The sequence below is a fragment of the Saccharopolyspora sp. NPDC050642 genome (assembly GCF_040654735.1).
GTDB classification, from domain to species: Bacteria; Actinomycetota; Actinomycetes; order Mycobacteriales; family Pseudonocardiaceae; genus Saccharopolyspora; species Saccharopolyspora elongata.
In genome coordinates, this window is record NZ_JBFAIN010000014.1 from 97,012 (window position 1) to 119,891 (window position 22,880).

Sequence of the window (22,880 nt, forward strand, 5' to 3'; positions counted from 1 at the left end):
TAAGAGCAAGGGGTAGCAGGATGACAGCCCGTTCCGACGACACTGCTGCGGAGTTCCCGCACGCAGTGGCGCGGGCCCGGTTCGTCCGCGTGTCGCCGATGAAGGCGCGCCGCGTGGTCGAGCTCATCAAGGGCCGGAGTGCCGCCGATGCCCTGGCCGTGCTCCAGTTCGCGCCGCAGACCGCCAGCGGTCCGGTGTCGAAGGTGCTCGCCAGTGCGATCGCCAACGCTGAGAACAACCTCTCCCTCGACCCCGAGACGCTGGTCGTGCGCCACGCGTACGTGGACGAGGGCCCGACGTTGAAGCGGTTCCGGCCGCGCGCGCAGGGTCGTGCGTACCGGATCCGCAAGCGGACCAGCCACATCACGGTCGAGGTCGAGTCTCGGCCGAAGGCGGCGACCAAGTCCCGAAAGAGCCAGAAGGGGAGTGCCCGGTAGTGGGTCAGAAGATCAACCCGCACGGCTTCCGACTCGGCATCACCACGGACTGGAAGTCTCGCTGGTACGCCGACAAGCAGTACTCGGAGTACGTCGCGGAGGACGTCAAGATCCGCCGGCAGCTGTCTCGCGGCATGGAGCGCGCTGGGATCTCGAAGGTTGAGATCGAGCGCACCCGCGAGCGGGTCCGCGTGGACATTCACACCGCTCGGCCGGGCATCGTCATCGGCCGCCGCGGTGCCGAGGCGGACCGCATCCGCGGTTCGCTGGAGAAGCTGACCGGCAAGCAGGTCCAGCTCAACATCCTCGAGGTCAAGAACCCCGAGGCGGACGCCCAGCTGGTCGCGCAGGGCGTGGCCGAGCAGCTGTCCAACCGCGTGTCCTTCCGGCGCGCGATGCGCAAGGCCATTCAGTCGGCCATGCGCTCGTCGCAGGTCAAGGGCATCCGGGTGCAGTGCTCGGGTCGCCTGGGCGGCGCGGAGATGTCCCGCTCGGAGTTCTACCGCGAGGGCCGGGTTCCGCTGCACACGCTGCGCGCGGACATCGACTACGGCTTCTTCGAGGCCCGCACCACCTTCGGGCGCATCGGCGTCAAGGTGTGGATCTACAAGGGCGAGCTGGTCGGTGGCCTGAAGCAGAAGCAGCAGGAGTCCGAGGTCCGTCCGCCGCGCGGCGGCGGTGACCGCGGTGACCGCGGTGGCCGTCCGGACCGCGGTGGCCGTCGCCGGGGTGCCGGTGGCGCGGACCGCGCTGCAGCTGACAAGTCCGCCAAGGCCGAGAAGGCCGCGGAGGGCGAGCAGCCGCAGGCTGCTGCGGCTGAAGAGAAGACGGAGGGCTGAGACGTGCTCGTCCCACGCAGGGTGAAGTGGCGCAAGAGCCACGCCCCGAAGCGCAAGGGCATGGCCAAGGGTGGTACCCGGATCAGCTTCGGTGAGTACGGCATTCAGGCGGTCGAGCACGGCTACGTGACCAACCGTCAGATCGAGTCGGCTCGTATCGCGATCACCCGGCACGTCAAGCGTGGCGGCAAGGTGTGGATCAACATCTTCCCGGACCGCCCGCTGACCAAGAAGCCCGCCGAAACCCGTCAGGGTTCCGGTAAGGGTTCGCCGGAGGCCTGGGTCGCCAACGTCAAGCCCGGACGCATCATGTTCGAGCTGACCTTCCCGAACGAGAAGACGGCGATCGAGGCGCTGACCCGTGCGGCGCACAAGCTCCCGATGAAGTGCAAGATCGTGTCCCGCGAGGGTGGTGACTTCTGATGGCAGCGGGTGTCACCGCATCCGAGCTCCGCGAACTCAACGCCGAGGAGCTCGTGCAGCGGCTGAAGGAAGCCAAGGAGGAGCTGTTCAACCTCCGCTTCCAGATGGCCACCGGTCAGCTGAGCAACAACCGGCGGCTGCGCACGGTCCGGCAGGACATCGCCCGGATCTACACGATCATGCGTGAACGCGAACTGGGCCTGACGGTTTCCCCCGAAGGCGCTGAGGAGGGCGCGGCATGAGCGAGAAAGGACAGGGCGTGGAGCGCAACCGTCGCAAGGTGCGCGAGGGCTACGTCGTCTCGGACAAGATGGACAAGACGATCGTGGTCTCCCTCGAAGACCGCAAGAAGCACGCGCTCTACGGCAAGGTCATGCGGCAGACCAGCAAGGTCAAGGCGCACGACGAGGCCAACACGGCCGGTGTCGGCGACCGCGTGCTGCTGATGGAGACTCGTCCGCTGTCGGCCAGCAAGCGCTGGCGACTGGTCGAGATCCTCGAGAAGGCCAAGTAAACGAAGGTGTGCGGCCGGCCGGCCGCCGGGAACCATCCCAGCGGCCGGCCGTTCTCGTGCCGGAAGTTGACCGCGCGCGTCAGGTCGGAAATTTGGCGCGCCAGAGTGTGCCCGGGCCAGATCCGGGTACTTAGGGTCAGGAGAAAGACGTGATCCAGCAGGAGTCGCGACTGCGTGTCGCCGACAACACCGGGGCCAAGGAGATCCTCACGATCCGTGTCCTCGGTGGGTCGGGTCGCCGGTACGCGGGCCTCGGGGACATCATCGTGGCGACCGTCAAGGAAGCCATCCCCGGTGCCGGTGTGAAGAAGGGCGATGTGGTCAAGGCCGTCATCGTCCGGCAGAAGAAGGAAAAGCGTCGTGCGGATGGTTCCTACATCCGTTTCGACGAGAACGCCGCGGTGCTGGTCAAGCCCGGTGGTGAGCCGCGGGGCACCCGTATCTTCGGTCCGGTCGCCCGCGAGCTGCGCGACAAGAAGTTCATGAAGATCATCTCGCTCGCGCCGGAGGTTTTGTGATGAAGATCAAGAAGGGCGACACGGTCGTCGTCATCTCCGGCAAGGACAAGGGCGCCAAGGGCAAGGTCATCAAGGCCATCCCGCAGGAGCAGCGCGTCCTGGTCGAGGGTGTCAACCGGATCAAGAAGCACACCAAGGTCTCGCGGACCGAGCGTGGCGCGCAGTCCGGCGGCATCGTCACCCAGGAAGCACCGATCCACGTGAGCAACGTGATGGTCGTGGACTCCGACGGCAAGCCCACCCGGGTCGGCTACCGCATCGGTGAGGACGGCAAGAAGGTTCGCATCTCTCGTCGTAACGGTAAGGACATCTGATCATGACTACCGCTGAGAAGATCGTCCCGCGGCTGAAGACCCGTTACCGCGAGGAGATCCGCCAGGCGCTGAACGAGGAGTTCGACTACTCCAACGTGATGCAGACGCCGGGCGTGGTCAAGGTCGTGGTCAACATGGGTGTTGGCGACGCCGCTCGGGACAGCAAGCTGATCGAGGGCGCGGTCCGCGACCTGTCGATCATCACCGGTCAGAAGCCGGAGATCCGCAAGGCCCGGAAGTCCATCGCGCAGTTCAAGCTCCGCGAGGGCATGCCGATCGGTGCGCGGGTCACCCTGCGCGGCGACCGGATGTGGGAGTTCCTGGACCGCCTGGTCACCATCGCGCTGCCGCGAATCCGCGACTTCCGCGGGCTGTCGCCGAAGCAGTTCGACGGCAAGGGCAACTACACGTTCGGCCTCAACGAGCAGTCGATGTTCCACGAGATCAACCCGGACAACATCGACCGCCCGCGTGGCATGGACATCACCGTCGTTACCACGGCCACCAACAATGAGGAGGGCCGGGCGCTGCTGAAGCACCTGGGCTTCCCGTTCAAGGAGAACTGAGCGATGGCCAAGAAGGCGCTGGTTATCAAGGCGGCGCGCAAGCCGAAGTTCAACGTCCGCGGCTACACCCGCTGCCAGCGCTGCGGTCGGCCGCGTGCGGTGTTCCGCAAGTTCGGCCTGTGCCGCGTGTGCTTCCGCGAGATGGCGCACGCCGGCGAGCTGCCCGGTGTGAGCAAGTCCTCCTGGTGACTGCCCGCCTGCTGGGGTGATACCGATTGCCGGTACCCTCAGCAGGCGCTACCAGGGCTGATGCCCACGCTCCGCGGCGAATGCCGTGCTTGCACGCGAATTGACAAGGGAACCGGCTGCTCGGCCGGGAAACCCCGAACTTCGTCCAGGCCAGGGCCCAGACGTCCACCTCAGGGTGGTGCGCGATCGGGGCCCATCGGAACCAGACGAGAAAGGTTGAGCAGGTCATGACGATGACCGATCCGATCGCAGACATGCTGACGCGTCTGCGCAACGGAAACTCGGCATACCACGACGAGGTCGTGATGCCGCACTCCAAGCTGAAGGCGAACATCGCCGAGATCCTCAAGCGCGAGGGCTACGTGTCCGGCTCGCGCGTCGAAGAGGGCGAGAACTGCAAGCAGCTCGTCGTCGAGCTCAAGTACGGCCCGAACCGCGAGCGGAGCATCGCGGGCCTGCGCCGGGTCTCCAAGCCCGGCCTGCGGGTCTACGCCAAGTCCACCAACCTGCCGAAGGTGCTGGGTGGCCTGGGCGTCGCGATCATCTCGACCTCCGGCGGTCTGCTGACCGACCGGCAGGCCATGAAGAAGGGCGTGGGCGGGGAAGTCCTCGCCTACGTCTGGTAAGGGAGGAGGAGCGGCAATGTCGCGCATCGGAAAGCTGCCGATCACCGTCCCCTCCGGCGTCGAGGTGACCATCGACGGCCCGGCGGTGACGGTCAAGGGCCCCAAGGGCAGCCTGCACCACCAGGTTGCCGAGCCGATCATCGTCGAGAAGGACGAGGACGGCGCGGTGCTGGTGAAGCGCCCCAACGACGAGCGGGAAAGCCGTTCGCTGCACGGGCTCACCCGCACGTTGGTGAACAACATGGTGATCGGCGTCAGCCAGGGATACCAGAAGAACCTGGAGATCCACGGCGTCGGTTACCGCGTGATGCAGAAGGGGTCGAACCTCGAGTTCGCCCTCGGCTACAGCCACCCCATCGTGATCGAACCGCCGGAAGGCATCCAGTTCGCGGTCGACGGCCCGACCAAGCTCTCGGTCAAGGGCATCGACAAGCAGCTGGTCGGCGAGATCGCGGCCAGGATTCGCAAGCTGCGCAAGCCCGACCCGTACAAGGGCAAGGGTGTCCGCTACGCAGGGGAGATCATCCGCCGCAAGGTCGGGAAGACGGGTAAGTGACCATGAGCGAGACGACAGCTACCAAGCGCAAGCCGGTGGGCAAGGACATCTCGACCAAGCGTCGGCTTGCCCGTGCCAAGCGGCACACGCGCATCCGCAAGAAGATCGTCGGCACCGCCGAGCGCCCGCGCCTCGTCGTGACCCGTTCGCTGCGCAACATCGTCGCGCAGGTCATCGACGACACCAAGGGCCACACCTTGGTCTCGGCTACCAGCCTGGAAGCCGATGTCCAGGCCTTCGAGGGCGACAAGAAGGCCAAGGCCACGAAGGTCGGCGAGCTCGTCGCCGCCCGTGCCAAGGACGCCGGCATCGACAAGGTCGTGTTCGACCGCGGCGGTAACGCCTACCACGGTCGCGTGGCCGCGCTGGCCGACGCCGCCCGTGACGGCGGACTGGAGTTCTGACAAGTGGCTAAGAACGAGAACGGAAGGGACGCCTGATGCCTGGACGCACTCGGCGTGAGGGCGGGGAGTCCGGCGGCAAGGACCGCCGGGACCGCCGCGACGGCGGCCGTGGCGGGGCGGCCCAAGAGAAGACCCCGCAGTTCGAACGCGTCGTGACCATCAACCGCGTCGCGAAGGTCGTCAAGGGTGGCCGGCGGTTCAGCTTCACCGCGCTGGTCGTCGTCGGCGACGGCGACGGCATGGTCGGTGTCGGTTACGGCAAGGCCAAGGAAGTTCCGGCTGCCATCGCCAAGGGCGTCGAGGAGGCGAAGAAGAACTTCTTCCGCGTCCCGCGCCTGGGCGGCACCATCACCCACCCGGTGCAGGGCGAGGACGCCGCGGGCGTCGTGCTGCTGCGTCCGGCCAGCGCCGGTACCGGTGTCATCGCCGGTGGCCCGGTGCGTGCGGTGCTGGAGTGCGCCGGTGTCCACGACGTGCTGAGCAAGTCGCTGGGCAGCGACAACCCGATCAACATCGTGCACGCCACGGTCGCCGCGCTGAAGCAGCTGCAGCGTCCGGAGGAGGTCGCGGCTCGTCGCGGCCTGCCGCTGGAGGATGTCGCCCCGGCGTTCATCCTGCGTGCCCGTGCGGCGCAGCAGGGGGCCTGATCGACATGGCACAGCTGAAGATCACCCAGGTGCGTGGTCTGGTCGGCACCAAGCAGAACCAGCGCGACACCATGCGCACCCTCGGGCTGCGCAAGATCCGTCAGTCCGTGGTGCGTCCGGATGACTCCAACGTGCGCGGCATGATCAACGCCGTCCGTCACCTCGTGACGGTCGAGGAGGTCGACTGACATGGTCATCAAACTGCACGACCTGCGTCCGGCCCCCGGCGCCAAGCGCGACAAGGTCCGCGTCGGTCGCGGTGAGGGCTCCAAGGGCAAGACCGCGGGCCGCGGTACCAAGGGCACCAAGGCTCGCAAGAACGTCTCCCCTCGCTTCGAGGGTGGGCAGATGCCGATCCACATGCGGCTCCCGAAGCTGAAGGGCTTCAAGAACCGCTTCCGCACCGAGTACCAGGGTGTGAACATCGGTCGGCTGGTCCAGGCGTTCCCGGAGGGCGGCACCGTCGGCATCGACGAGCTGATCGCCAAGGGCCTCGTCAAGAAGAACGAGCTCGTGAAGATCCTCGGCGACGGGGATCTGGAGGGCATCAAGCTGGAGGTGACCGCGCACGCGTTCACCGGCAGCGCCCAGGAGAAGATCACCGCTGCGGGTGGTTCGGTCACCAAGCTGGACCGCTGACAACGGTTAACCCAGCCGAGGGCCGGGCGACGAAAAGTCGCCCGGCCCTCGGCCTTTTTCCCGATCAGGTGAAGTGCGCGGGGCGTTCCCGATCGGACAACTCGGACTTGCGGGCCCCCGAATTGCGTTGCGACGCTGCCGATTTGGCGGATTCCGGGAACGCTGCCGCGTGGATTTCCCGGTTTTCGGGGAAATTGTGAATGTCTTTGTTCGCCAATGGCTGACGCCGTGATCAGCAGTGAGGCTTCGGTCGCCGTCCGTGGCCGCGTTCGGGCCTGCTAGAGTCGCCCCGGCAGTGCCGTAAACATCGGGTGCTGCGGAAATTGCCGCATCTTTCCCGGCCGGTTCCGACCGGCTCGCGTACAGGAGGTTCGCGTGCTCGGCGCCTTCCGCTCGGCTCTGGCGACGCCGGACCTGCGCCGCAAGATCCTGTTCACCCTGGGCATGGTCGTGCTCTACCGGCTCGGTGCCACGATCCCCGCCCCCGGGGTGTCGTACCCGAACATCCAGCAGTGCATCGAGGAGATCCAGGGCAGCGGTTCGCAGAGCGTTTATTCGCTGCTCAACCTGTTCAGCGGCGGTGCGCTGCTGCAGCTGTCGGTGCTGTCGCTGGGCATCATGCCCTACATCACCGCGAGCATCATCATCCAGCTGCTCCAGGTGGTCATCCCGCGCTTCGAGCAGCTGAAGAAGGAAGGCCAGTCCGGCCAGTCGAAGCTGACCCAGTACACGCGGTACCTGACGATCGCGCTGGCGATCCTGCAGGGCACCGGCATCGTGGCGCTCGCGGTCCGCGGCCAGCTGTTCCAGGGTTGCTCGACGTCGGTCATCCCGGACGACTCGGTGCTCAACCTGATCACCATCGTGGTCGTCATGACCGCCGGCGCGGCGGTGCTGATGTGGATGGGCGAGCTGATCACCGAGCGCGGCATCGGCAACGGCATGTCGCTGCTGATCTTCGTCTCGATCGCCTCGCGGATCCCGGCTGAGGGTGGCGCGATCCTGCAGTCGCACGGCGGCCTGGTGTTCGCCGTGGTCTGCGCCTTCGCCGTCGTGATCATCGCGACCGTGGTCTTCATCGAGCAGGCCCAGCGCCGGATCCCGGTGCAGTACGCCAAGCGCATGATCGGCCGCCGGATGTACGGCGGGACCTCCACGTACCTGCCGCTGAAGGTGAACCAGGCCGGTGTCATCCCGGTCATCTTCGGTTCCTCGCTGCTGTACCTGCCGCAGCTGGTCGGTCAGCTCGCCGGCAACCAGGACACCTGGTGGGCGCGGTTCATCCAGACCTACATCGTGTCGCCGTCCAGCTGGGTGCACATCCTGCTGTACATGTCGCTGATCATCTTCTTCGCGTACTTCTACGTGTCGATCACGTTCAACCCGGAAGAGCGCGCGGACGACATGAAGAAGTTCGGCGGCTTCATCCCGGGCATCCGGCCCGGTCGGCCGACCGCCGAGTACCTGAGCTTCGTGCTGTCCCGGATCACGCTGCCCGGCTCGCTGTACCTGGGCGTCATCGCGATCCTGCCGAACTTCTTCCTCGGCATCACCGGTGGCCAGGGCGGGAACCAGAACTTCCCGTTCGGCGGCACCGCGGTGCTGATCATGGTCAACGTCGGTCTGGACACCGTGAAGCAAATCGAGAGCCAGCTCACGCAGCGCAAGTACGAGGGTTTCCTCCGGTAGGCTGGACGGTCCGGGCGCGCGTCGACGCATGCCCGGATACCCCCGTTGCGGGTGGGGCGACCTGGTGCGTCGCCCCATGCGTAGGGTGTGAGCGCGGCTGCCCCGATGCAGGTGGGCGCCCGCGGAGCTCGTCAGCAGTTGGCGCGCGATCGGATTGATTCGGAGGCAGACCCTTGGTGCGATTGGTTCTCGTCGGCCCGCCCGGTGCGGGCAAGGGCACCCAGGCAGCCGTGCTCAGCGAGCAGCTGGACGTCCCGCACATCTCCACCGGAGATCTGTTCCGCGCGAACATCGGCAACGCCACTCCGCTCGGCCAGAAGGCCAAGAGCTACCTGGACACCGGCGACCTGGTCCCGGACGAGGTCACCAACGAGATGGTGCGCGACCGCCTTTCCGACGAGGACGCGGCCAAGGGCTTCCTGCTCGACGGCTACCCGCGCACCACCACGCAGGCCGAGGTGCTGGCCGAGATGCTGCGCGAGCGCGGCACGGAGCTGACCGCGGTGCTGCAGTTCGACGTGCCGGAGGAAGAGCTCGTCACGCGCATGCTCGCCCGCGGGCGCGCGGACGACACCGAGGACATCATCCGGCGTCGGCTTGCGGTCTACCGGTCGGAGACCGAGCCGCTGCTGGAGTTCTACAGCGACCGGATCGTCAAGATCGACGCCGTCGGCTCGATCGAGGAGATCACGGCCCGCGCGCTGGAAGCGCTGCGCAACCGCGCTTGAGCCGGTCGGTCGGTCGCAGCGGCGGCCGGCCGGAACCGCAATCCGAGAAAGAATCCTGAAGGTGAGTGCCTTGTTGCGTCGGGGTAAGGGCATCGAGCTCAAGTCGCGGGGCGAGATCGAGGCGATGCGCGCCGCCGGCCTGATCGTCGCCCGCGCGCTGGCCGCGGTGACCGAGCACGCGAAGCCCGGTGCGACCACCGGTGAGCTGGACGCCGTCGCGGAGCAGGTGATCCGGGACGCCGGCGCGGTGCCGTCGTTCAAGGGCTACCACGGGTTCCCGGCGTCGATCTGCGCCTCGCTGAACGAGAAGGTCGTGCACGGCATCCCGTCCCGCAGCGAGGTCCTCGCCGAGGGCGACCTGCTGTCGGTGGACTGCGGCGCGATCCTGGAAGGCTGGCACGGCGACTCCGCGGTGACGCTGGCGATCGGCGAGGTCAGTGCGCAGGACCGAGCCCTGTCGGCGGCCACCGAGGCCAGCATGTGGGCCGGCATCGAGCAGGTCCGGGCCGGGAACCGGCTCACCGACATCTCCCACGCGGTGGAGACCGCGGCCCGCGCGGCCGCGAAGGCCGACGGCCTGGAGTACGGGATCATCGCGGAGTACGGCGGGCACGGCATCGGCACCCAGATGCACATGGAGCCGTTCCTGCCGAACCTCGGCAAGCCCGGGCGCGGCCCGAAGCTGCGGGTCGGCATGGCGATCGCGGTGGAGCCGATGCTCACGCTGGGCTCGGCGGAGACCGAGGAGCTCGACGACGCCTGGACGGTCGTGACCGACGACGGCTCCCGCGCGGCGCACTGGGAGCACACGGTGGCGATCACCGAAGACGGCCCCTGGGTCCTCACCGCCGCCGAGGACTGATCGGGTCCCGACGCAAGTTCCATTGAAATCGAAGGTTCGATTTCAATGGAACTTGCGGTCCTGCGGCGTGTCGGGCCACGACACGCCGCAGGGTGTGGACAACTTGTTCGATTTCAATGGAAATCGAATGTCTGATTTCAATGGAAATTGCGCCGGGTCGGGTCACCGTCACTTCGGCCGGCGGCAGGCGTAGACGCGGGCCGGGGGCACGTTCCGCCAGATCGCGGTGCGCGGCAGCACCTCGTCGAAGGTGTCCTCCAGCGCCGACACGAACTCGCGGGTGGACGGTCGCCAGAGCGTCGTCAGGTAGGTGACCGTGGTGAACACCCCGCCCGGCGCCAGCACCGAGACCGCCTGCTCCAGCAGTTCGCGTTGCTTGTCCGGCGGCAGCAGGGTCCACGGGATGCTGCTGATGACCGCGTCGACCCGGTCGACCCCGGCGGTGTCCAGCAGTTCGCGCAGGTGCGTCACGTCGCCCGCGATGACTTCCAGCCAGGGCTTGGTGCGGTGCAGGTAGCGGACCATCTCCGGGTCGATCTCGACCGCGAGGTGCCGTGCGCCCTCGGACAGCCGGCGCTGGATGGGGCTGCTGAGCGCGCCGGTGCCCGGGCCGAGCTCCAGCACCGTCGGCGTGCCGAAGCTGGGCACCACGGTCGCCACTGCGGCCGCGACGTGCCGGGAGGTCGGCAGCACGGCGCCGAACGTCGACGGCCGGCGGACCGCGCGGCTCAGGAACGTCCAGTACTCGCGCAGCTTCTTTCGCTTGCTCACGGCTGCTCCTGCCCGTTCGCCGGACGCGGCGGTGGTAGCTGGTGCTTCCATCGCAGCGTCCCGCTGCGGTCCGCGGGTCGCAGCGCGTGGCAGGGCGTTTTCACGAAGTCGCGTTGCGGGGGTGCTCTCGCTCATGCGCAAAGCCTGCGCCCCCGTCGTGCCCGGCGGCCTCCGGGGTTGCCCCGGACGAGACCCGAGCCACCCCCGGTCGGGGTCTCAGCGCAGCGGTCGGCGGCAGATGTAGTGCAGGATCGGCGGGATGTTTCGCCAGGTGGTGTGGGTGATGATCTCGTCGAACGTCTGCGCCAGGCGGGCGCGGAACCGGCGGCCGCCCGGCGTCTGGTCGGCGGGCAGGTAGGTCAGCGCCGTGAACGCGCCCTGCGGGGCGAGCGCCTCGGCGGCCTGGCGCAGGATGTGGTTCTGCGCGTCGCTCGGCAGCAGCGACCACGGGATGCTGCTGATGACGGCGTCGACGCGGTCGATGTTGTGCTTGTCCAGCAGCGCGAGCAGGTCGCTCGCGTCGCCGTGCACGATCTCCATCCACGGCTTGTGGGCCCGCAGGTGCTCGACCATGCCTTCGCCGAGCTCGATGCCGACGTGCCGGGCGCCCGTGGGCAGCCGGCGGTGGATGCCGTCGCTCAACGAGCCGGTCCCGGGACCGAGCTCGACCACGACCGGGGTGCCGGTGGTCGGCACCACCTGGGCCACCGTGGCGGCGACGGCGGCTGACGTCGGCGTCGCCGCCCCGACCATCCTGGGGTTGCGCACCGCGGTCTGGAAGAAGGTCCGGTACTCGTCCAGCTTGCTGGTCGCGTTCTGCCCGACCTTGCCGATCTGCTGGTCCTGCTGGGGTGTCACGCTTCTCCTCGGTTGTCCCACGGCGTCGGCCTCGACCCCGGTGTCGAGCGTGATCGAACGTAGTGAGGCTCGGAGCGCCCACGCAACCCGCCGCATTGGTGCAGTCGTGCAGCGTGACATCAATGTTGCGCGGAGTGACCAGGGCGGCGTTGAGCTGCCCCGATGTGGAGCGCCCGATCGGCGGCGCGTACAGTGGAACATCGGCGCACTCGTAGCGCCGGTTCGTTGTGCCTGGGTATCCGCTTCCGAACATCCGGATCGGGTCGTCATCGGTGTTTCGGGCCGGGCTGCGGTGTGCCCGTCGTGGGTGCCGGGGCCTCCGGTGCACGCGGCGGGACTTAGGTCCGCAAACCGTCACCGTCACGAAACGCGGAGGACATGGGCAAGAAAGACGGGGCCATTGAGGTCGAGGGTCGGGTGATCGAACCGCTTCCCAACGCGATGTTCCGTGTCGAGTTGGAAAACGGCCACAAGGTCCTCGCACACATCAGTGGCAAGATGCGTCAGCACTACATCCGCATCCTGCCCGAGGACCGGGTCGTGGTGGAGCTCTCGCCGTACGACCTTTCCCGTGGGCGCATCGTCTACCGCTACAAGTGACCTCCACGGTGTCCGGGTGACCGGACACGCGTCCGAGCAGGAGAGCACGACCGTGAAGGTCCAGCCGAGTGTGAAGCGAATCTGCGACAAGTGCCAGGTCATCCGCCGTCACGGGCGGGTGCTGGTGATCTGCGACAACGCCCGTCACAAGCAGCGTCAGGGCTGAGCGCAGCACAGCGTCGCAAGGATCGAGTAGGAACTCCCTTGACCTGTCGGCCCTAACGCGGGCCGACTGACCCCCGGACCAGGCCGGGGCTCCGCACAAGTTGCGGGGGCGGCGAGGGAGCAGACCTGGAAAAACGAAGGAGAACCGGCCAGATGGCACGGGTCGTCGGCGTTGATCTCCCGCGCGAAAAGCGCATGGAGATCGCGCTTACCTACATCTACGGGATCGGCAAGACCCGGTCGAAGGAGATCCTCTCCGCGACCGGAATCTCGCCCGACGCCCGCCCGCGCGACCTCGATGACGAGCAGCTGACCAAGCTGCGCGACTACATCGAGAGCAGCTACCGGGTCGAGGGTGACCTCCGCCGCGAGGTCCAGGCCGACATCCGCCGGAAGATCGAGATCGGCTGCTACGCGGGGCTTCGGCACCGCCGGCACCTGCCGGTTCACGGGCAGCGGACGAAGACCAACGCCCGTACCCGCAAGGGGCCGAAGAAGACGGTCGCCGGCAAGAAGAAGGCCGGGAAGAAGTAAGCCTCGCTAGGAGTCAGCTAAAGCCATGCCACCCAAGTCTCGCGCTGGCGCCGTCAAGAAGGTGCGGCGCAAGGAAAAGAAGAACGTCGCTCACGGCCAGGCGCACATCAAGAGCACGTTCAACAACACCATCGTTTCGATCACCGACCCGACCGGTGCGGTGATCAGCTGGGCTTCGGCCGGCCACGTCGGGTTCAAGGGCTCCCGCAAGTCCACCCCGTTCGCCGCGCAGATGGCCGCCGAGAACGCGGCCCGCAAGGCTGCCGAGCACGGCATGAAGAAGGTCGACGTCTTCGTCAAGGGCCCGGGTTCGGGCCGCGAGACGGCGATCCGGTCGCTGCAGGCCGCCGGTCTCGAGGTCGGCACCATCCAGGACGTGACCCCGCAGCCGCACAACGGCTGCCGGCCGCCGAAGCGGCGTCGGGTCTGAGGCGCGGGAAGGAGTAGACAAAGATGGCACGTTATACCGGTCCCGCGACCCGCAAGTCCCGCCGTCTCAAGGTTGACCTCGTCGGCGGTGACCAGGCGTTCGAGCGCCGTCCGTACCCCCCGGGTCAGCACGGCCGCGCGCGCATCAAGGAAACCGAGTACCTGCTGCAGCTCCAGGAGAAGCAGAAGGCGAAGTTCACCTACGGTGTGCTGGAGCGCCAGTTCCGCTCGTACTACGAGAACGCCAACCGGCGCCCCGGCAAGACGGGTGACAACCTGCTGCAGCTGCTGGAGTCCCGGCTCGACAACGTCGTGTACCGGGCCGGCCTGGCCCGCACCCGCCGCATGGCGCGTCAGCTGGTCAGCCACGGCCACTTCACGGTCAACGGCAAGAAGGTGAACGTCCCCAGCTTCCAGGTTTCGAAGTGGGACATCGTCGACGTCAAGCCGAAGTCCCTGGGCACCACGCCGTTCATCATCGCCAAGGAGACCTTCGGCGAGCGTCCGGTTCCGGCCTGGTTGCAGGTCGTGCCCTCGAACCTGCGGATCCTGGTGCACCAGCGCCCGGAGCGCGCGCAGATCGACACTCCGGTCACCGAGCAGCTCATCGTCGAGCTCTACTCGAAGTGACGCGTCCCGCCGGCGGCTCCCTTCGGGGTGCGGCCGCCGGCGGCTCGCAGCCAGCGGTGGCGGTGCAGGAATCCGCCACCGGCCCGCGCTTCGCGGGCAACGCCATTCCATCGGCGTCAAATAGCGGGCGTCGTGAGGAAAGGAAAACGAAGTGCTCATCTCCCAGCGACCCACACTGTCCGAAGAGGCGGTGTCGGAGACGCGCTCCCGGTTCGTCATCGAGCCGCTGGAGCCGGGCTTCGGCTACACCCTCGGCAACTCGCTGCGTCGTACCCTGCTCTCCTCGATCCCGGGGGCGGCGGTCACCAGCCTGCGCATCGACGGTGTGCTGCACGAGTTCACCACGATTCCGGGTGTGAAGGAAGACGTCACCGACGTCATCTTGAACATCAAGGAGCTGGTCGTCAGCTCCGAGGAAGACGAGCCGGTGACGATGTACCTGCGCAAGCAGGGTCCGGGTGAGGTCACCGCGGCCGACATCGTGCCGCCGGCGGGCGTCACGGTGCACAACCCCGACCTGCACATCGCCACCCTCAACGCGAAGGGCAAGCTGGAGATCGAGCTCGTCGTCGAGCGTGGTCGTGGCTATGTCCCCGCGATGCAGAACAAGCAGACCGGCGCCGAGATCGGCCGCATTCCGGTGGACTCGATCTACTCGCCGGTGCTGAAGGTGACCTACAAGGTCGAGGCGACCCGTGTCGAGCAGCGCACGGACTTCGACAAGCTGATCCTCGACGTGGAGAGCAAGCCGTCGATCACCCCGCGCGACGCGGTGGCTTCGGCGGGACGCACCCTCGTCGAGCTGTTCGGGCTCGCCCGCGAGCTCAACATCGACGCCGAAGGCATCGAGATCGGCCCGTCGCCGGCGGAGGCCGACACCATCGCGGCCTACGCGATGCCGATCGAGGACCTCGACCTGACGGTGCGCTCCTACAACTGCCTCAAGCGGGAGGGCATCCACACCGTCGGCGAGCTGGTCTCGCGCAGCGAGGCCGACCTGCTGGACATCCGCAACTTCGGTGCGAAGTCCATCGACGAGGTCAAGATGAAGCTGGCCGGCCTTGGGCTCGCGCTCAAGGACAGCCCGCCCGGATTCGACCCGTCGGCCGCGGCGGCCGAGTACCCGTCCGAAGGCTGGTCCTCCGAGGAGACCACCGTCGGCGCGGTCGGGCCCGTCGAGGACAACGGCTACGACGACGGTCAGGACTACGCGGAGACAGAGCAGCTGTAGCTGTGTTGCGCGTCCGGGGTACACCGGCGCGCCCTGAGAGGAGCAACCGATGCCCACCCCGACCAAGGGTCCGCGTCTCGGCGGGTCGCCGGCGCACGAGCGGCTCATCATGGCCAACCTGGCCACCTCGCTGTTCGAGCACGGTCGGATCACCACCACCGAGGCCAAGGCGAAGCGGCTGCGGCCGATCGCCGAGCGGCTGATCACCAAAGCCAAGAAGGGCGACCTGCACAACCGTCGCGAGGTCATGAAGACCATCCGCGACAAGGACGTCGTGCACAAGCTCTTCGCGGAGATCGGTCCGCACTTCGCGGAACGCAACGGCGGTTACACCCGCATCATCAAGACGATGCCGCGCAAGGGTGACAACGCGAAGATGGCCGTCATCGCGCTGGTGACCGAGCAGCTCGTCACCACCGAGGCGGAGGCCGCTCGCGGTACGAAGTTCGCCAAGGACGCGGAGGCCCCCAAGGCCGAGGCGACCGAGGCTCAGGCGGAGACCACCGAGGCCGCTGAGGCCCCGGAGGCGACCGAGGCCAAGGCCGAGGACACCGCTGCCGAGAAGAAGGACGAGTCCTGATTCAGGCACGTAGTACTGCTGTGGACGAGCCCGTCGCTCCCGCTGGGGAGGGCGGGCTCGTTCGCGTGCGCCTCGATCTGTCCTACGACGGAACGGATTTCTGCGGCTGGGCGACGCAGCCGGGCCAGCGCACCGTGCAGGGCCTGGTGGAGGATGCGCTGGCGAAGCAGCCGCCGGGGCGGTCGGTGCCGCGGCACGTGGTGGTCGCGGGGCGGACGGACTCCGGGGTGCACGCTTCGGGGCAGGTCGTGCACTTCGACGTCGTGCCCCACGACCCGGCCGGTGGCGGGCGGATTTCCGTTGACGAGCAAGGGATTCCGGACCTGGGCCGGATGGTCCACCGGTGGAACCGGATCCTGCCGCCGGACGTGCGGGTGCTGGGGGCCCGAGTGGTGCCTGCGGCGTTCGACGCGCGGTTCTCGGCTCTGCGGCGGCACTACCGGTACCAGGTGTCGGACGCGCCGTGGGGCGTGGACCCGCTGCGACGCCGGGACACGCTCGCCTGGAACCGGCCGCTGGAAGTGGCGGCGCTCAACGCCGCTGCGCAGGAGTTGTTGGGGCTCAACGACTTCGCGGCGTACTGCAAGCCGCGCGACGGCGCGACGACGGTGCGCGAGCTCCAGCGCTTCGAATGGGAGCGGGTGGCGGAGAACCTGATCGTCGCGCACGTGAGCGCGGACGCGTTCTGCCATTCGATGGTCCGGAGCCTGGTGGGCACGCTCCTGATGGTCGGCGACGGCCGGAGGGCCGAGCCGTGGCCGGCGGAGCTCCTGGAATCCACCACCCGGACAACGGCGGTGGCTCCGGCCCACGGCCTGACGCTGACGGCGATCGACTACCCGGCGGACGAAGACCTCGAAACCAGGGCCATCCAGACCCGGGCGATGCGAACCCTCCCCTGACCGGTTCCGGAGGCGCGGCGCGCCCAATCTTGCCTGAAATCGGAGGTCCCTCGAGGCCTCGCGGCGGCCGCTGGTGTTCCGATTTTGCCTAGAATTGGACAGCCTCGCCCATTCGGGTCTGGTCGTCTATCCACAGAGGACTCGGCAGTCCGCAGATCCGCTCCACCTCATTGTGCATCGTGCCGGCGGTGCCGGGCTCGACCACGGTGCGCTACAACGGTTTCGGGCACGGTCTCTACCTGACCGGCAACGCGTGCACCATCGCCCACGCCAATCGCTATCTGGCGTTCCTCCGGCTGCCTCCGCCGGGCACGGCCTGCGAACCGCCGTCGGCGGACTAGCCGCATCGCCCGGGAGTTCCCGATTCGATCGCCGTTCGTCGTTGTTCGCTCGCGCAGCGTTCGGAGTGAACATCGGCTATTACCACTCGTTGTGCGCAGTGCCGGAAACGAAGAAGCCCCGACCGGTTCGGTCGGGGCTTCTTCGTTTTGCGGTTCAGTCGCCTCGGCGGATCGGGCCCAAGATCTCCTGTTCCATCGCCTTCGTCACGAGGCGGATCATCGTCCACGTCATGTTTCCGAGGGCGATCGCCTGGTCGTCCTTGAGCTGGGTGAGCTGCTGGACCTGGTGGCCGTGCAGGCTCCAGATGCGCTGGGCGAGCTGCGCCTGGTTCAGCGGAAGGCGCTGCAGGAGCACCAGGTCCGCCGTGTTCGCCGCCGTGCCGCTGCTGACCTGCGGGTGCAGGTAGGGCAGCACGTACATGGTCGTCTGCCACGGGGCGCGCGGCGGGAACAGTTCCTGCGGCACCGCACCGCCGTCGTGGATCACCAGCAGCGGGGTGTCCTCAGTGGACCGGGGCAGGTCGAACGGCGCCAGCCGCCGGATCTGCACCAGCGGCACCGGCTTCCCGTCCGGGGTCTGGCCGGCCGCCCGCTCCAGCATCTTCCACGCCGCCGGCCGACCGGTGGCGACGATCACCCACGCGCCGGTGGCCATCGCGCGCAGCGCCAGCTGCCGGGCGAGGTACAGGCCGCCGACGGTGACCATGCGGGTCGGGTGCGGCCGCAGCATCGACGCGGCCTGCGCGTTGCCCTGCGGGTCCGAGCCGATGATCACGCCGCCGCGGTCGGCGGACGGGCTGATGGCGTCCAGGGTTTCCGAGGTGACCAGGAATTCCGGTGCCGCGCCGCGGCTGCCCGGCACGTCGATGGTTCTGCTTCGACTCATGCCGCACCTCCGAGCGGCAGCGTCGCCGCGTAGCCGGCCAGTTGCGAGCCGCGCAGCGGGGTCAGGGTCAGGCCGATGCGGTTGCTGATCGCCTTCAGCCGCTCGTCGGCGGTGTCGAGTTCGGCTGGGGTTCGGGCGCTGACCCGGACCAGGCCGCGCAGCCCGACCTCGTCCGTCTCGCCGACCGGCGAGATGGACAGCGCGATGCTGGTGGACAGCGCGCGGATTCCGGTGAGCACGTTGAGGCTGTCGTTCATCTGGTTCGGCCAGCTGGTGATGGCGTAGCTGGAGTGGCCGACGCCACCCGCGGTCACGCCGTCCCACCGCTCCTTGAGGCCCACGGGCCGCTGCGAACCGAGCACGTTGTGCAGTTCTGCCGAGGAAATCCCGGCCTGCAGCAGCTCGTCCGGGTCCAGCGGGCGGGTCGGAATGCCGCTGCGCTCCAGCGCGTTGCGCACTCGGGACAGCGCGCCGATGAGCGCCCGCTGCGCGCCGAGGATGCCGCCGCCGCGCTCGCCGATCGCCTTGGCGCAGCGCTGCGGGTCCAGCCGCACCGCGATCCAGGTGGTGCGCCGCGCCGCCGCGGGCAGCCGGCCCTGGATCTCGAGGTAGGAGTTCAGCGCCGGGGAATTCGACGGCAGCGCCGCGCTTCCCGGGTAGCAGTGCCAGATGACCTGGATCGCGTCGAGCACCACGCCGCGGTCCTCCAGGCACGGCGTCAGCACGCCCAGCGGCAGGTTCGGCGTGTCCTCGATGGGGTTCAGCAGCGACGGCGACGGCTCGGCCATCAGCACGGCGGTCCACTTGCCGTTGTGCCAGGACATCCCGACCGGGTTGCGGTCGTGGTCCTGGGCGCGGGAGATCACCAGGTCCTCGACGACCAGGCGCAGCAGCGCCACCCGGTGGTTCTCGTCCGGGCCGATGATGCCGTCGCCGTCCTTGTCCTCAGCCGGTTCCATCGCGTCGACGCTGGCCGGCTGGGAAACGCGGGTGTGGTTGCGACCGCGGTATTCGAGCACCAGCCCGAACCACTGCGTGAACCAACGGCCGCGCCGTCGCAGCAGCGCGATGATGATCGACAGCAGCGCGATCCCGGCACCGACCGGCAGCAGCACCTGCACCAGGTTCAGCTTCGCGCCGACGATCGCCAGGATGAGCCCGATGGCGAGGCCCACCTCGATGAGCACGATGTTGGCCGCCGGAATGCCGCCGAGCGTCACGCCGTTGATCCGCCGACGGCGCGCGCGAATTCGAGCGCGGGGCGGATTGGCGGGCCCGGGAGCAGTCGGCTGGGCCGGATGTTGTGTGGTCACGGACATCCGTTCGGTCTCTCCCCCTCGCAGGTTGGTGCGGCGCACAGTGCGCTGGGACGCGTTCTGGAGTCAGCCGCCTGACGAGAATACTGACGGACTCGGTCGAACCGCACCCATTCGGTATCTCTCTGCGACTATCCTGCGAAACCGTACCTCGGACGGGAGAGCTGTAGGCGAAGAATGGCATCAACACCCACAACGAAGTCACAGGTTCAGGCGTATCGGTTCGTGCTGCGCCGCATGGAGTCGGCGCTGGTGCGCAAAGACGCGGTGATGCTCCACGATCCGATGGGCTCGCACAAGCGGGCCACGGTCGCCGGCGCGGTGCTCGCCGCGATCGGCATGATCGGTTTCCTGGTTTGGGGTCTTTTCGGCGGCAAGGGTTCGGTGCCGGAACCGGGGTCGATCATCATCGCGAAGGAAAGCGGCAGCGTTTTCGTCGTCACTTCCGACCAGCAGGCCCAGAAGCGGCTGATTCCGATGATGAACATGGCCTCGGCGAAGCTGCTGGTCATGGCCCAGGGTGGCGGCCAGGGCGGCGGCCCGGTGCCGACCACGACGGTGAAGCAGGCCGCGCTGGCGGACTTCCCGCGCGGCGCGCTGACCGGCATGGTCAACGCCCCGACCTACCTGCCGGACGCGAAGAACGTCGCCGAGGCGTCCTGGGCGATCTGCGATGTCGGCCAGGTCCGCGACACCCTCAGCAGCGCCCGCGTCGAGGCGTCGGCGAAGGTGGAGACGACGGTCATCGGCGGTGACGGCAACCACGGCACGGAGATCGCGCCGAACCAGTCGCTGTACGTCAAGGACCAGACGTCCGGCCAGGAATACCTCGTCTACCGCGTGAAGGACCTGCCGGGTCGCGCGCACACCCACGTGGTCAAGTCGAAGATCGACGAGACGGAGACCACCGTCATGGACATCTTCCGGCTGCGGGGCGCCACCCCGCGGACGATCAGCACGAACATGCTGAACGCGATCCCGGAGGTGCCCGCGCTGCAGGTGCCCACCGTGCCCAGCGAGGGCACGCAGCTGACCTACATGTCCCGCTACCAGGCCGGTGACGTGGTCAAGCGCACCGTGCCCGGCCAGCCGGACCAGTTCTTCCTGCTGCTGCCGAGCGGGAAGCAGGAGATCAGCGAGGGCGCGGCGGCCGTGCTGCACGCGTCGAAGACGAACAGCCAGGACGTCCCGAACGCGACCGGTGCGGTCACCGACGCCCCGATGGCGGACACCTCTGAGCAGCTGAACCTGTCGGGCTTCCCGATGGCGGTGCCGACCCCGGTCACCTTCCAGCAGTCCGACACGTCCTGCCTGAGCTGGAAGAACGTCAACGGTGACCAGAACATCACGGTGACCGTGCACAAGGGCTCGCCGACGGCGAAGCCGCCGGTGAAGCTGGCCCAGTACGACGGTGCCGGGCAGAACGTGGACTACTTCTACATGCCGCCGGGCAAGGCGGCCGTGGTGCGCGGCGCGTCGAACGAGGCGGGCGCGGACAGCGGCCCGATCTTCCTGGTTTCCGACCAGGGCGTGCAGTTCGGCATCAAGGACGTCGCGACCGCGCAGGGACTCGGCGTGATCGGTGGCGCCGGGGACATCAAGGCCGGGCCGTCCTGGCTGATGCGGGTGCTGCCGAAGGGCGACTTCCTCGACCCGGCGAACGCGAGCCTGACCTACGACTCGGTCCCGGTGGGGCCGGGCGGGGTGAACCGCCCGCCGCAGAACCCGCAGCAACAGCAGCAAGCCGGAGGCGCCCAGCCAGGTAGCTGACGGTTCGCGGGTGGTCGTGCAGAACCACCCGCGAACCTGGAACCGAACTGGTCGGCTCGAACGTCCGAGGAACAAGCGATCCGCCCGCAGCCCACGGTGAGCTGCGGGCGGATCGTTTTAGGAGCGGTCTCCGACTCGTCCTGCGCGGCGGTGCCGGTAGCGGAACCCGCGGTGGTGCCGGTCGCGCAGGTGGGCCGAGCGGCTGGGCCGCTTGAAAGACAAACGCTTGAGAGCGACCAACGTGGGAGGTGCCGGATGTCGGGGATCCGGATCGACGTCGAATGGCTGGCGACGTGCGCGCGCGAGGTGCGCGCCGCCGGCGAGGAGATCGCGGCCGCGCAGCCGGCCATGGCGGCCGCGGAACTGGCCCCGGAGGCCTTCGGCGCGCTCGGCCGCGAGGCGGGCGCTGCCGAGGCGTACCAACGGCTTTGCGAGCTGCTGCTGGACCAGAGCCGCAGAGCGGGGGAGACGCTGACCCGGGCCGGTGACGAGCTGGGCGAGGTCGTGGACTTCCACAGCGGTGGCGACGACGACAGCGCCGTCGAGTTCCGGAAGCAGGAGGCGTGATCATGGCCAAGAGCCCCGAGGTGGCCGAACACCTCGACTACCTGTCCCGCGTCGCAGACGAGCTGGACTTCGCGAACTCGATCCCCGCCGACCTCGCCGAACTGGTCGGCCGCCACGAGGAACTGCTCGAAGCCGCGCGGGTCTGGCGCAAGGGCGCGGAAAGCATCGAGCACGCCGCGGAAGGCGTGCAGGGCAAGCTCGGCGGGATCGATTCGGCCTGGCAGGGCAAGGACGCCGACGCGTTCCTCGGGCACATCCGCGAGGTCGGCGTGGCGGGCCACGACCTGGTCGACACGATGCGCGCGCTGGCGGATGTGCTGGATCACACGGTGGAGGCCCTGCAGTCGCAGTTCGAGGACCTGGGCGCGCTGGTGGCGGAGGCGGCGGACTCGGTGTCCGGCGCGCTGCTGGAGCCGGAAGACGGCCACAAGCGGGCGCGCAAGCACCTCGCGGAGCTGGCGCAGCCCGCGCAGGAACTGACTGAGTCCATTTCGGACAGTTATCGCGCGTTCGCCCGGTTCTGCGACGACGTGGCCGCGGGCCGCTCGGCGGGGCCGGCGAAGCTCGAACACCGGATGCCCGCCGAGGCCTGGGACTTCAACGCCCCGGCCGCTCCGGCGCCCGCCGATCCCGCCGCGGCCGAACCGGCTGCGGCGTCCGGTGGCGGCGAACCGGCCGGTGGTGCTGGTGGCGGCGGTTCTGCCGGTGGTGCGGTGGGTGCTTCGGGCACCGCGGCTGCCGGAGGTGCCGAGCAGGAGCTCACCCCGGGCGACACCACGCGGGCCGGGGAGCCTTCGGCGGTTCCGCCTGCGGCCGCTGCCGCCGCCGGTGGCGCGGCCGTGGCGGGTGGCGCCGCTGCCGGTGGCATGTACGGCGGCATGATGCCGATGGGCGGAATGGCCGGCGGCCAGGGCGGTGGCCAGGAGCGCAAGAACCAGTCCCGGCTGAAGAGCAAGCCGGAGGAGCTGTTCGGCATGCCGCCGGACGCGGCCCCGCCGGTCTTCGGCGAAACCCAGCGGGACAAGCCGGAACCGGCCAAGCCGACGACGCCGCAGTCGACGCCGAGGCTGGGTGTCCCGACGATCATCGAGCCGACGCCGCCGCGCCCGTCGATCGCGGACGCCCTGCACCCCCAACAGCCCGAAACCCCGAAACCGGCCACGGCATCTGTGGGCGACGCTCCGCCGCCGAAGTCCAAGACGGCACCTGTGGTTGAGGCTCCGCAGCCGAAACCCAAGACCGGCACGGCGTCCGTGGGCGACGCTCCGCCGCCGAAGTCCAAGACGGCACCTGTGGTTGAGGCTCCGCAGCCGAAACCCAAGACCGGCACGGCGTCCGTGGGCGACGCG

At 68.4% G+C, this 22,880-nt stretch carries 34 protein-coding genes; 30 read left to right on the forward strand and 4 right to left on the reverse strand.

Annotation, left to right across the window (positions count from 1 at the left end; translation table 11 throughout):
• Positions 1 to 20 precede the first annotated feature (20 nt).
• From rplV to map, 18 genes are all read left to right on the forward strand, one after another.
• On the forward strand, positions 21 to 437 hold the full coding sequence (gene rplV / locus AB0H93_RS22410; RefSeq protein WP_093265641.1) for a 50S ribosomal protein L22: 417 nt from the start codon (positions 21 to 23) through the stop codon (positions 435 to 437).
• Positions 437 to 1,276 (forward strand): 30S ribosomal protein S3, encoded by an 840-nt coding sequence (rpsC, locus tag AB0H93_RS22415; RefSeq protein ID WP_358388962.1) that lies wholly within the window; start codon positions 437 to 439, stop codon positions 1,274 to 1,276. Before rplV ends, rpsC begins: the two co-directional genes overlap by 1 nt.
• Positions 1,277 to 1,279: 3 nt before the next feature.
• The gene (gene rplP, locus AB0H93_RS22420; RefSeq protein ID WP_132493035.1) at positions 1,280 to 1,699 is read left to right on the forward strand and encodes a 50S ribosomal protein L16; all 420 of its coding nucleotides are present in this window, start codon (positions 1,280 to 1,282) and stop codon (positions 1,697 to 1,699) included.
• Positions 1,699 to 1,941: a 50S ribosomal protein L29 gene (rpmC, locus tag AB0H93_RS22425; RefSeq protein WP_093265636.1), complete on the forward strand. Its 243-nt coding sequence runs from the start codon at positions 1,699 to 1,701 to the stop codon at positions 1,939 to 1,941. Before rplP ends, rpmC begins: the two co-directional genes overlap by 1 nt.
• The gene (gene rpsQ, locus AB0H93_RS22430; protein WP_132493034.1) at positions 1,938 to 2,213 is read left to right on the forward strand and encodes a 30S ribosomal protein S17; all 276 of its coding nucleotides are present in this window, start codon (positions 1,938 to 1,940) and stop codon (positions 2,211 to 2,213) included. The genes rpmC and rpsQ overlap by 4 nt, the downstream gene beginning before the upstream one ends.
• A 149-nt stretch (positions 2,214 to 2,362) precedes the next feature.
• Entirely contained in the window at positions 2,363 to 2,731 is a 369-nt protein-coding gene (rplN, locus tag AB0H93_RS22435) for a 50S ribosomal protein L14 (protein WP_010315405.1), read from the forward strand.
• The gene (gene rplX / locus AB0H93_RS22440; RefSeq protein ID WP_132493033.1) at positions 2,731 to 3,045 is read left to right on the forward strand and encodes a 50S ribosomal protein L24; all 315 of its coding nucleotides are present in this window, start codon (positions 2,731 to 2,733) and stop codon (positions 3,043 to 3,045) included. The genes rplN and rplX overlap by 1 nt, the downstream gene beginning before the upstream one ends.
• A 2-nt stretch (positions 3,046 to 3,047) precedes the next feature.
• Complete coding sequence (rplE, locus tag AB0H93_RS22445) at positions 3,048 to 3,611, forward strand: 50S ribosomal protein L5 (RefSeq protein ID WP_132493032.1); 564 nt, start codon at positions 3,048 to 3,050, stop codon at positions 3,609 to 3,611.
• Positions 3,612 to 3,614: 3 nt separating this feature from the next.
• Complete coding sequence (locus AB0H93_RS22450) at positions 3,615 to 3,800, forward strand: type Z 30S ribosomal protein S14 (RefSeq protein WP_010315398.1); 186 nt, start codon at positions 3,615 to 3,617, stop codon at positions 3,798 to 3,800.
• A 227-nt stretch (positions 3,801 to 4,027) separates the two neighbouring features.
• Complete coding sequence (gene rpsH / locus AB0H93_RS22455; protein ID WP_010315396.1) at positions 4,028 to 4,426, forward strand: 30S ribosomal protein S8; 399 nt, start codon at positions 4,028 to 4,030, stop codon at positions 4,424 to 4,426.
• Between the two features lie 16 nt (positions 4,427 to 4,442).
• Positions 4,443 to 4,982: a 50S ribosomal protein L6 gene (rplF, locus tag AB0H93_RS22460; protein WP_093265631.1), complete on the forward strand. Its 540-nt coding sequence runs from the start codon at positions 4,443 to 4,445 to the stop codon at positions 4,980 to 4,982.
• Between the two features lie 2 nt (positions 4,983 to 4,984).
• The gene (rplR, locus tag AB0H93_RS22465) at positions 4,985 to 5,386 is read left to right on the forward strand and encodes a 50S ribosomal protein L18 (RefSeq protein WP_235884041.1); all 402 of its coding nucleotides are present in this window, start codon (positions 4,985 to 4,987) and stop codon (positions 5,384 to 5,386) included.
• A 35-nt stretch (positions 5,387 to 5,421) separates the two neighbouring features.
• Positions 5,422 to 6,033: a 30S ribosomal protein S5 gene (gene rpsE / locus AB0H93_RS22470; RefSeq protein ID WP_010315389.1), complete on the forward strand. Its 612-nt coding sequence runs from the start codon at positions 5,422 to 5,424 to the stop codon at positions 6,031 to 6,033.
• 5 nt (positions 6,034 to 6,038) lie between these two features.
• Positions 6,039 to 6,221 (forward strand): 50S ribosomal protein L30, encoded by a 183-nt coding sequence (gene rpmD, locus AB0H93_RS22475; RefSeq protein WP_132493029.1) that lies wholly within the window; start codon positions 6,039 to 6,041, stop codon positions 6,219 to 6,221.
• Position 6,222: 1 nt separating this feature from the next.
• Positions 6,223 to 6,672: a 50S ribosomal protein L15 gene (gene rplO / locus AB0H93_RS22480; protein WP_132493028.1), complete on the forward strand. Its 450-nt coding sequence runs from the start codon at positions 6,223 to 6,225 to the stop codon at positions 6,670 to 6,672.
• A gap of 375 nt (positions 6,673 to 7,047) precedes the next feature.
• On the forward strand, positions 7,048 to 8,361 hold the full coding sequence (gene secY, locus AB0H93_RS22485; RefSeq protein WP_358574956.1) for a preprotein translocase subunit SecY: 1,314 nt from the start codon (positions 7,048 to 7,050) through the stop codon (positions 8,359 to 8,361).
• Positions 8,362 to 8,534: 173 nt separating this feature from the next.
• Positions 8,535 to 9,089 carry an adenylate kinase gene (locus AB0H93_RS22490; protein ID WP_358574957.1) on the forward strand — a complete coding sequence of 185 codons (555 nt, stop codon included), beginning with the start codon at positions 8,535 to 8,537 and terminating at the stop codon, positions 9,087 to 9,089.
• A 70-nt stretch (positions 9,090 to 9,159) separates the two neighbouring features.
• Positions 9,160 to 9,951, forward strand: a complete 792-nt coding sequence (gene map, locus AB0H93_RS22495) for a type I methionyl aminopeptidase (RefSeq protein ID WP_358575052.1) — start codon at positions 9,160 to 9,162, stop codon at positions 9,949 to 9,951.
• 168 nt (positions 9,952 to 10,119) lie between these two features.
• On the opposite strand, the gene AB0H93_RS22500 is transcribed toward map, so the two are convergent.
• Positions 10,120 to 10,722 (reverse strand): methyltransferase domain-containing protein, encoded by a 603-nt coding sequence (locus AB0H93_RS22500; RefSeq protein WP_358574959.1) that lies wholly within the window; start codon positions 10,720 to 10,722, stop codon positions 10,120 to 10,122.
• 216 nt (positions 10,723 to 10,938) lie between these two features.
• A complete protein-coding gene (locus tag AB0H93_RS22505; RefSeq protein WP_358574960.1) occupies positions 10,939 to 11,580 on the reverse strand; it encodes a methyltransferase domain-containing protein in 642 nt (213 codons plus the stop codon).
• Positions 11,581 to 11,958: 378 nt separating this feature from the next.
• Between AB0H93_RS22505 and infA the strand changes: the two genes are divergently transcribed.
• From infA to AB0H93_RS22550, 9 genes are all read left to right on the forward strand, one after another.
• Positions 11,959 to 12,180, forward strand: a complete 222-nt coding sequence (infA, locus tag AB0H93_RS22510; RefSeq protein ID WP_009948665.1) for a translation initiation factor IF-1 — start codon at positions 11,959 to 11,961, stop codon at positions 12,178 to 12,180.
• A 52-nt stretch (positions 12,181 to 12,232) separates the two neighbouring features.
• On the forward strand, positions 12,233 to 12,346 hold the full coding sequence (gene rpmJ / locus AB0H93_RS22515; protein ID WP_010315372.1) for a 50S ribosomal protein L36: 114 nt from the start codon (positions 12,233 to 12,235) through the stop codon (positions 12,344 to 12,346).
• Between the two features lie 152 nt (positions 12,347 to 12,498).
• On the forward strand, positions 12,499 to 12,879 hold the full coding sequence (gene rpsM, locus AB0H93_RS22520) for a 30S ribosomal protein S13 (protein WP_358574962.1): 381 nt from the start codon (positions 12,499 to 12,501) through the stop codon (positions 12,877 to 12,879).
• A gap of 25 nt (positions 12,880 to 12,904) precedes the next feature.
• Positions 12,905 to 13,309 (forward strand): 30S ribosomal protein S11, encoded by a 405-nt coding sequence (gene rpsK, locus AB0H93_RS22525; protein WP_009948668.1) that lies wholly within the window; start codon positions 12,905 to 12,907, stop codon positions 13,307 to 13,309.
• A gap of 23 nt (positions 13,310 to 13,332) precedes the next feature.
• Complete coding sequence (gene rpsD, locus AB0H93_RS22530; RefSeq protein WP_358574963.1) at positions 13,333 to 13,938, forward strand: 30S ribosomal protein S4; 606 nt, start codon at positions 13,333 to 13,335, stop codon at positions 13,936 to 13,938.
• A gap of 151 nt (positions 13,939 to 14,089) precedes the next feature.
• Positions 14,090 to 15,169 (forward strand): DNA-directed RNA polymerase subunit alpha, encoded by a 1,080-nt coding sequence (locus tag AB0H93_RS22535; protein ID WP_132493021.1) that lies wholly within the window; start codon positions 14,090 to 14,092, stop codon positions 15,167 to 15,169.
• Between the two features lie 49 nt (positions 15,170 to 15,218).
• Positions 15,219 to 15,749 (forward strand): 50S ribosomal protein L17, encoded by a 531-nt coding sequence (gene rplQ / locus AB0H93_RS22540; RefSeq protein WP_358574964.1) that lies wholly within the window; start codon positions 15,219 to 15,221, stop codon positions 15,747 to 15,749.
• 20 nt (positions 15,750 to 15,769) lie between these two features.
• A complete protein-coding gene (gene truA / locus AB0H93_RS22545) occupies positions 15,770 to 16,651 on the forward strand; it encodes a tRNA pseudouridine(38-40) synthase TruA (RefSeq protein WP_358574965.1) in 882 nt (293 codons plus the stop codon).
• A gap of 188 nt (positions 16,652 to 16,839) precedes the next feature.
• On the forward strand, positions 16,840 to 16,992 hold the full coding sequence (locus AB0H93_RS22550; protein WP_358574966.1) for an alpha/beta hydrolase: 153 nt from the start codon (positions 16,840 to 16,842) through the stop codon (positions 16,990 to 16,992).
• A gap of 154 nt (positions 16,993 to 17,146) precedes the next feature.
• Here AB0H93_RS22550 and AB0H93_RS22555 read toward each other — a convergent pair whose 3' ends face one another.
• On the reverse strand, positions 17,147 to 17,878 hold the full coding sequence (locus AB0H93_RS22555) for a hypothetical protein (RefSeq protein WP_358574967.1): 732 nt from the start codon (positions 17,876 to 17,878) through the stop codon (positions 17,147 to 17,149).
• Positions 17,875 to 19,197, reverse strand: coding sequence for a type VII secretion protein EccE (gene eccE, locus AB0H93_RS22560; protein WP_358574969.1), 1,323 nt, complete (start codon positions 19,195 to 19,197; stop codon positions 17,875 to 17,877). Before eccE ends, AB0H93_RS22555 begins: the two co-directional genes overlap by 4 nt.
• 174 nt (positions 19,198 to 19,371) lie before the next feature.
• On the opposite strand from eccE, the gene eccB reads away from it, so the two are divergent.
• The 3 genes from eccB to AB0H93_RS22575 all read left to right on the forward strand — a co-directional run.
• Positions 19,372 to 20,964 carry a type VII secretion protein EccB gene (gene eccB / locus AB0H93_RS22565; RefSeq protein ID WP_358574970.1) on the forward strand — a complete coding sequence of 531 codons (1,593 nt, stop codon included), beginning with the start codon at positions 19,372 to 19,374 and terminating at the stop codon, positions 20,962 to 20,964.
• A gap of 255 nt (positions 20,965 to 21,219) precedes the next feature.
• Entirely contained in the window at positions 21,220 to 21,531 is a 312-nt protein-coding gene (locus AB0H93_RS22570) for a hypothetical protein (protein WP_358574971.1), read from the forward strand.
• 2 nt (positions 21,532 to 21,533) lie between these two features.
• Positions 21,534 to 22,880: WXG100 family type VII secretion target (locus AB0H93_RS22575; RefSeq protein WP_358574972.1), on the forward strand; the 1,347-nt coding region annotated here is incomplete at its 3' end.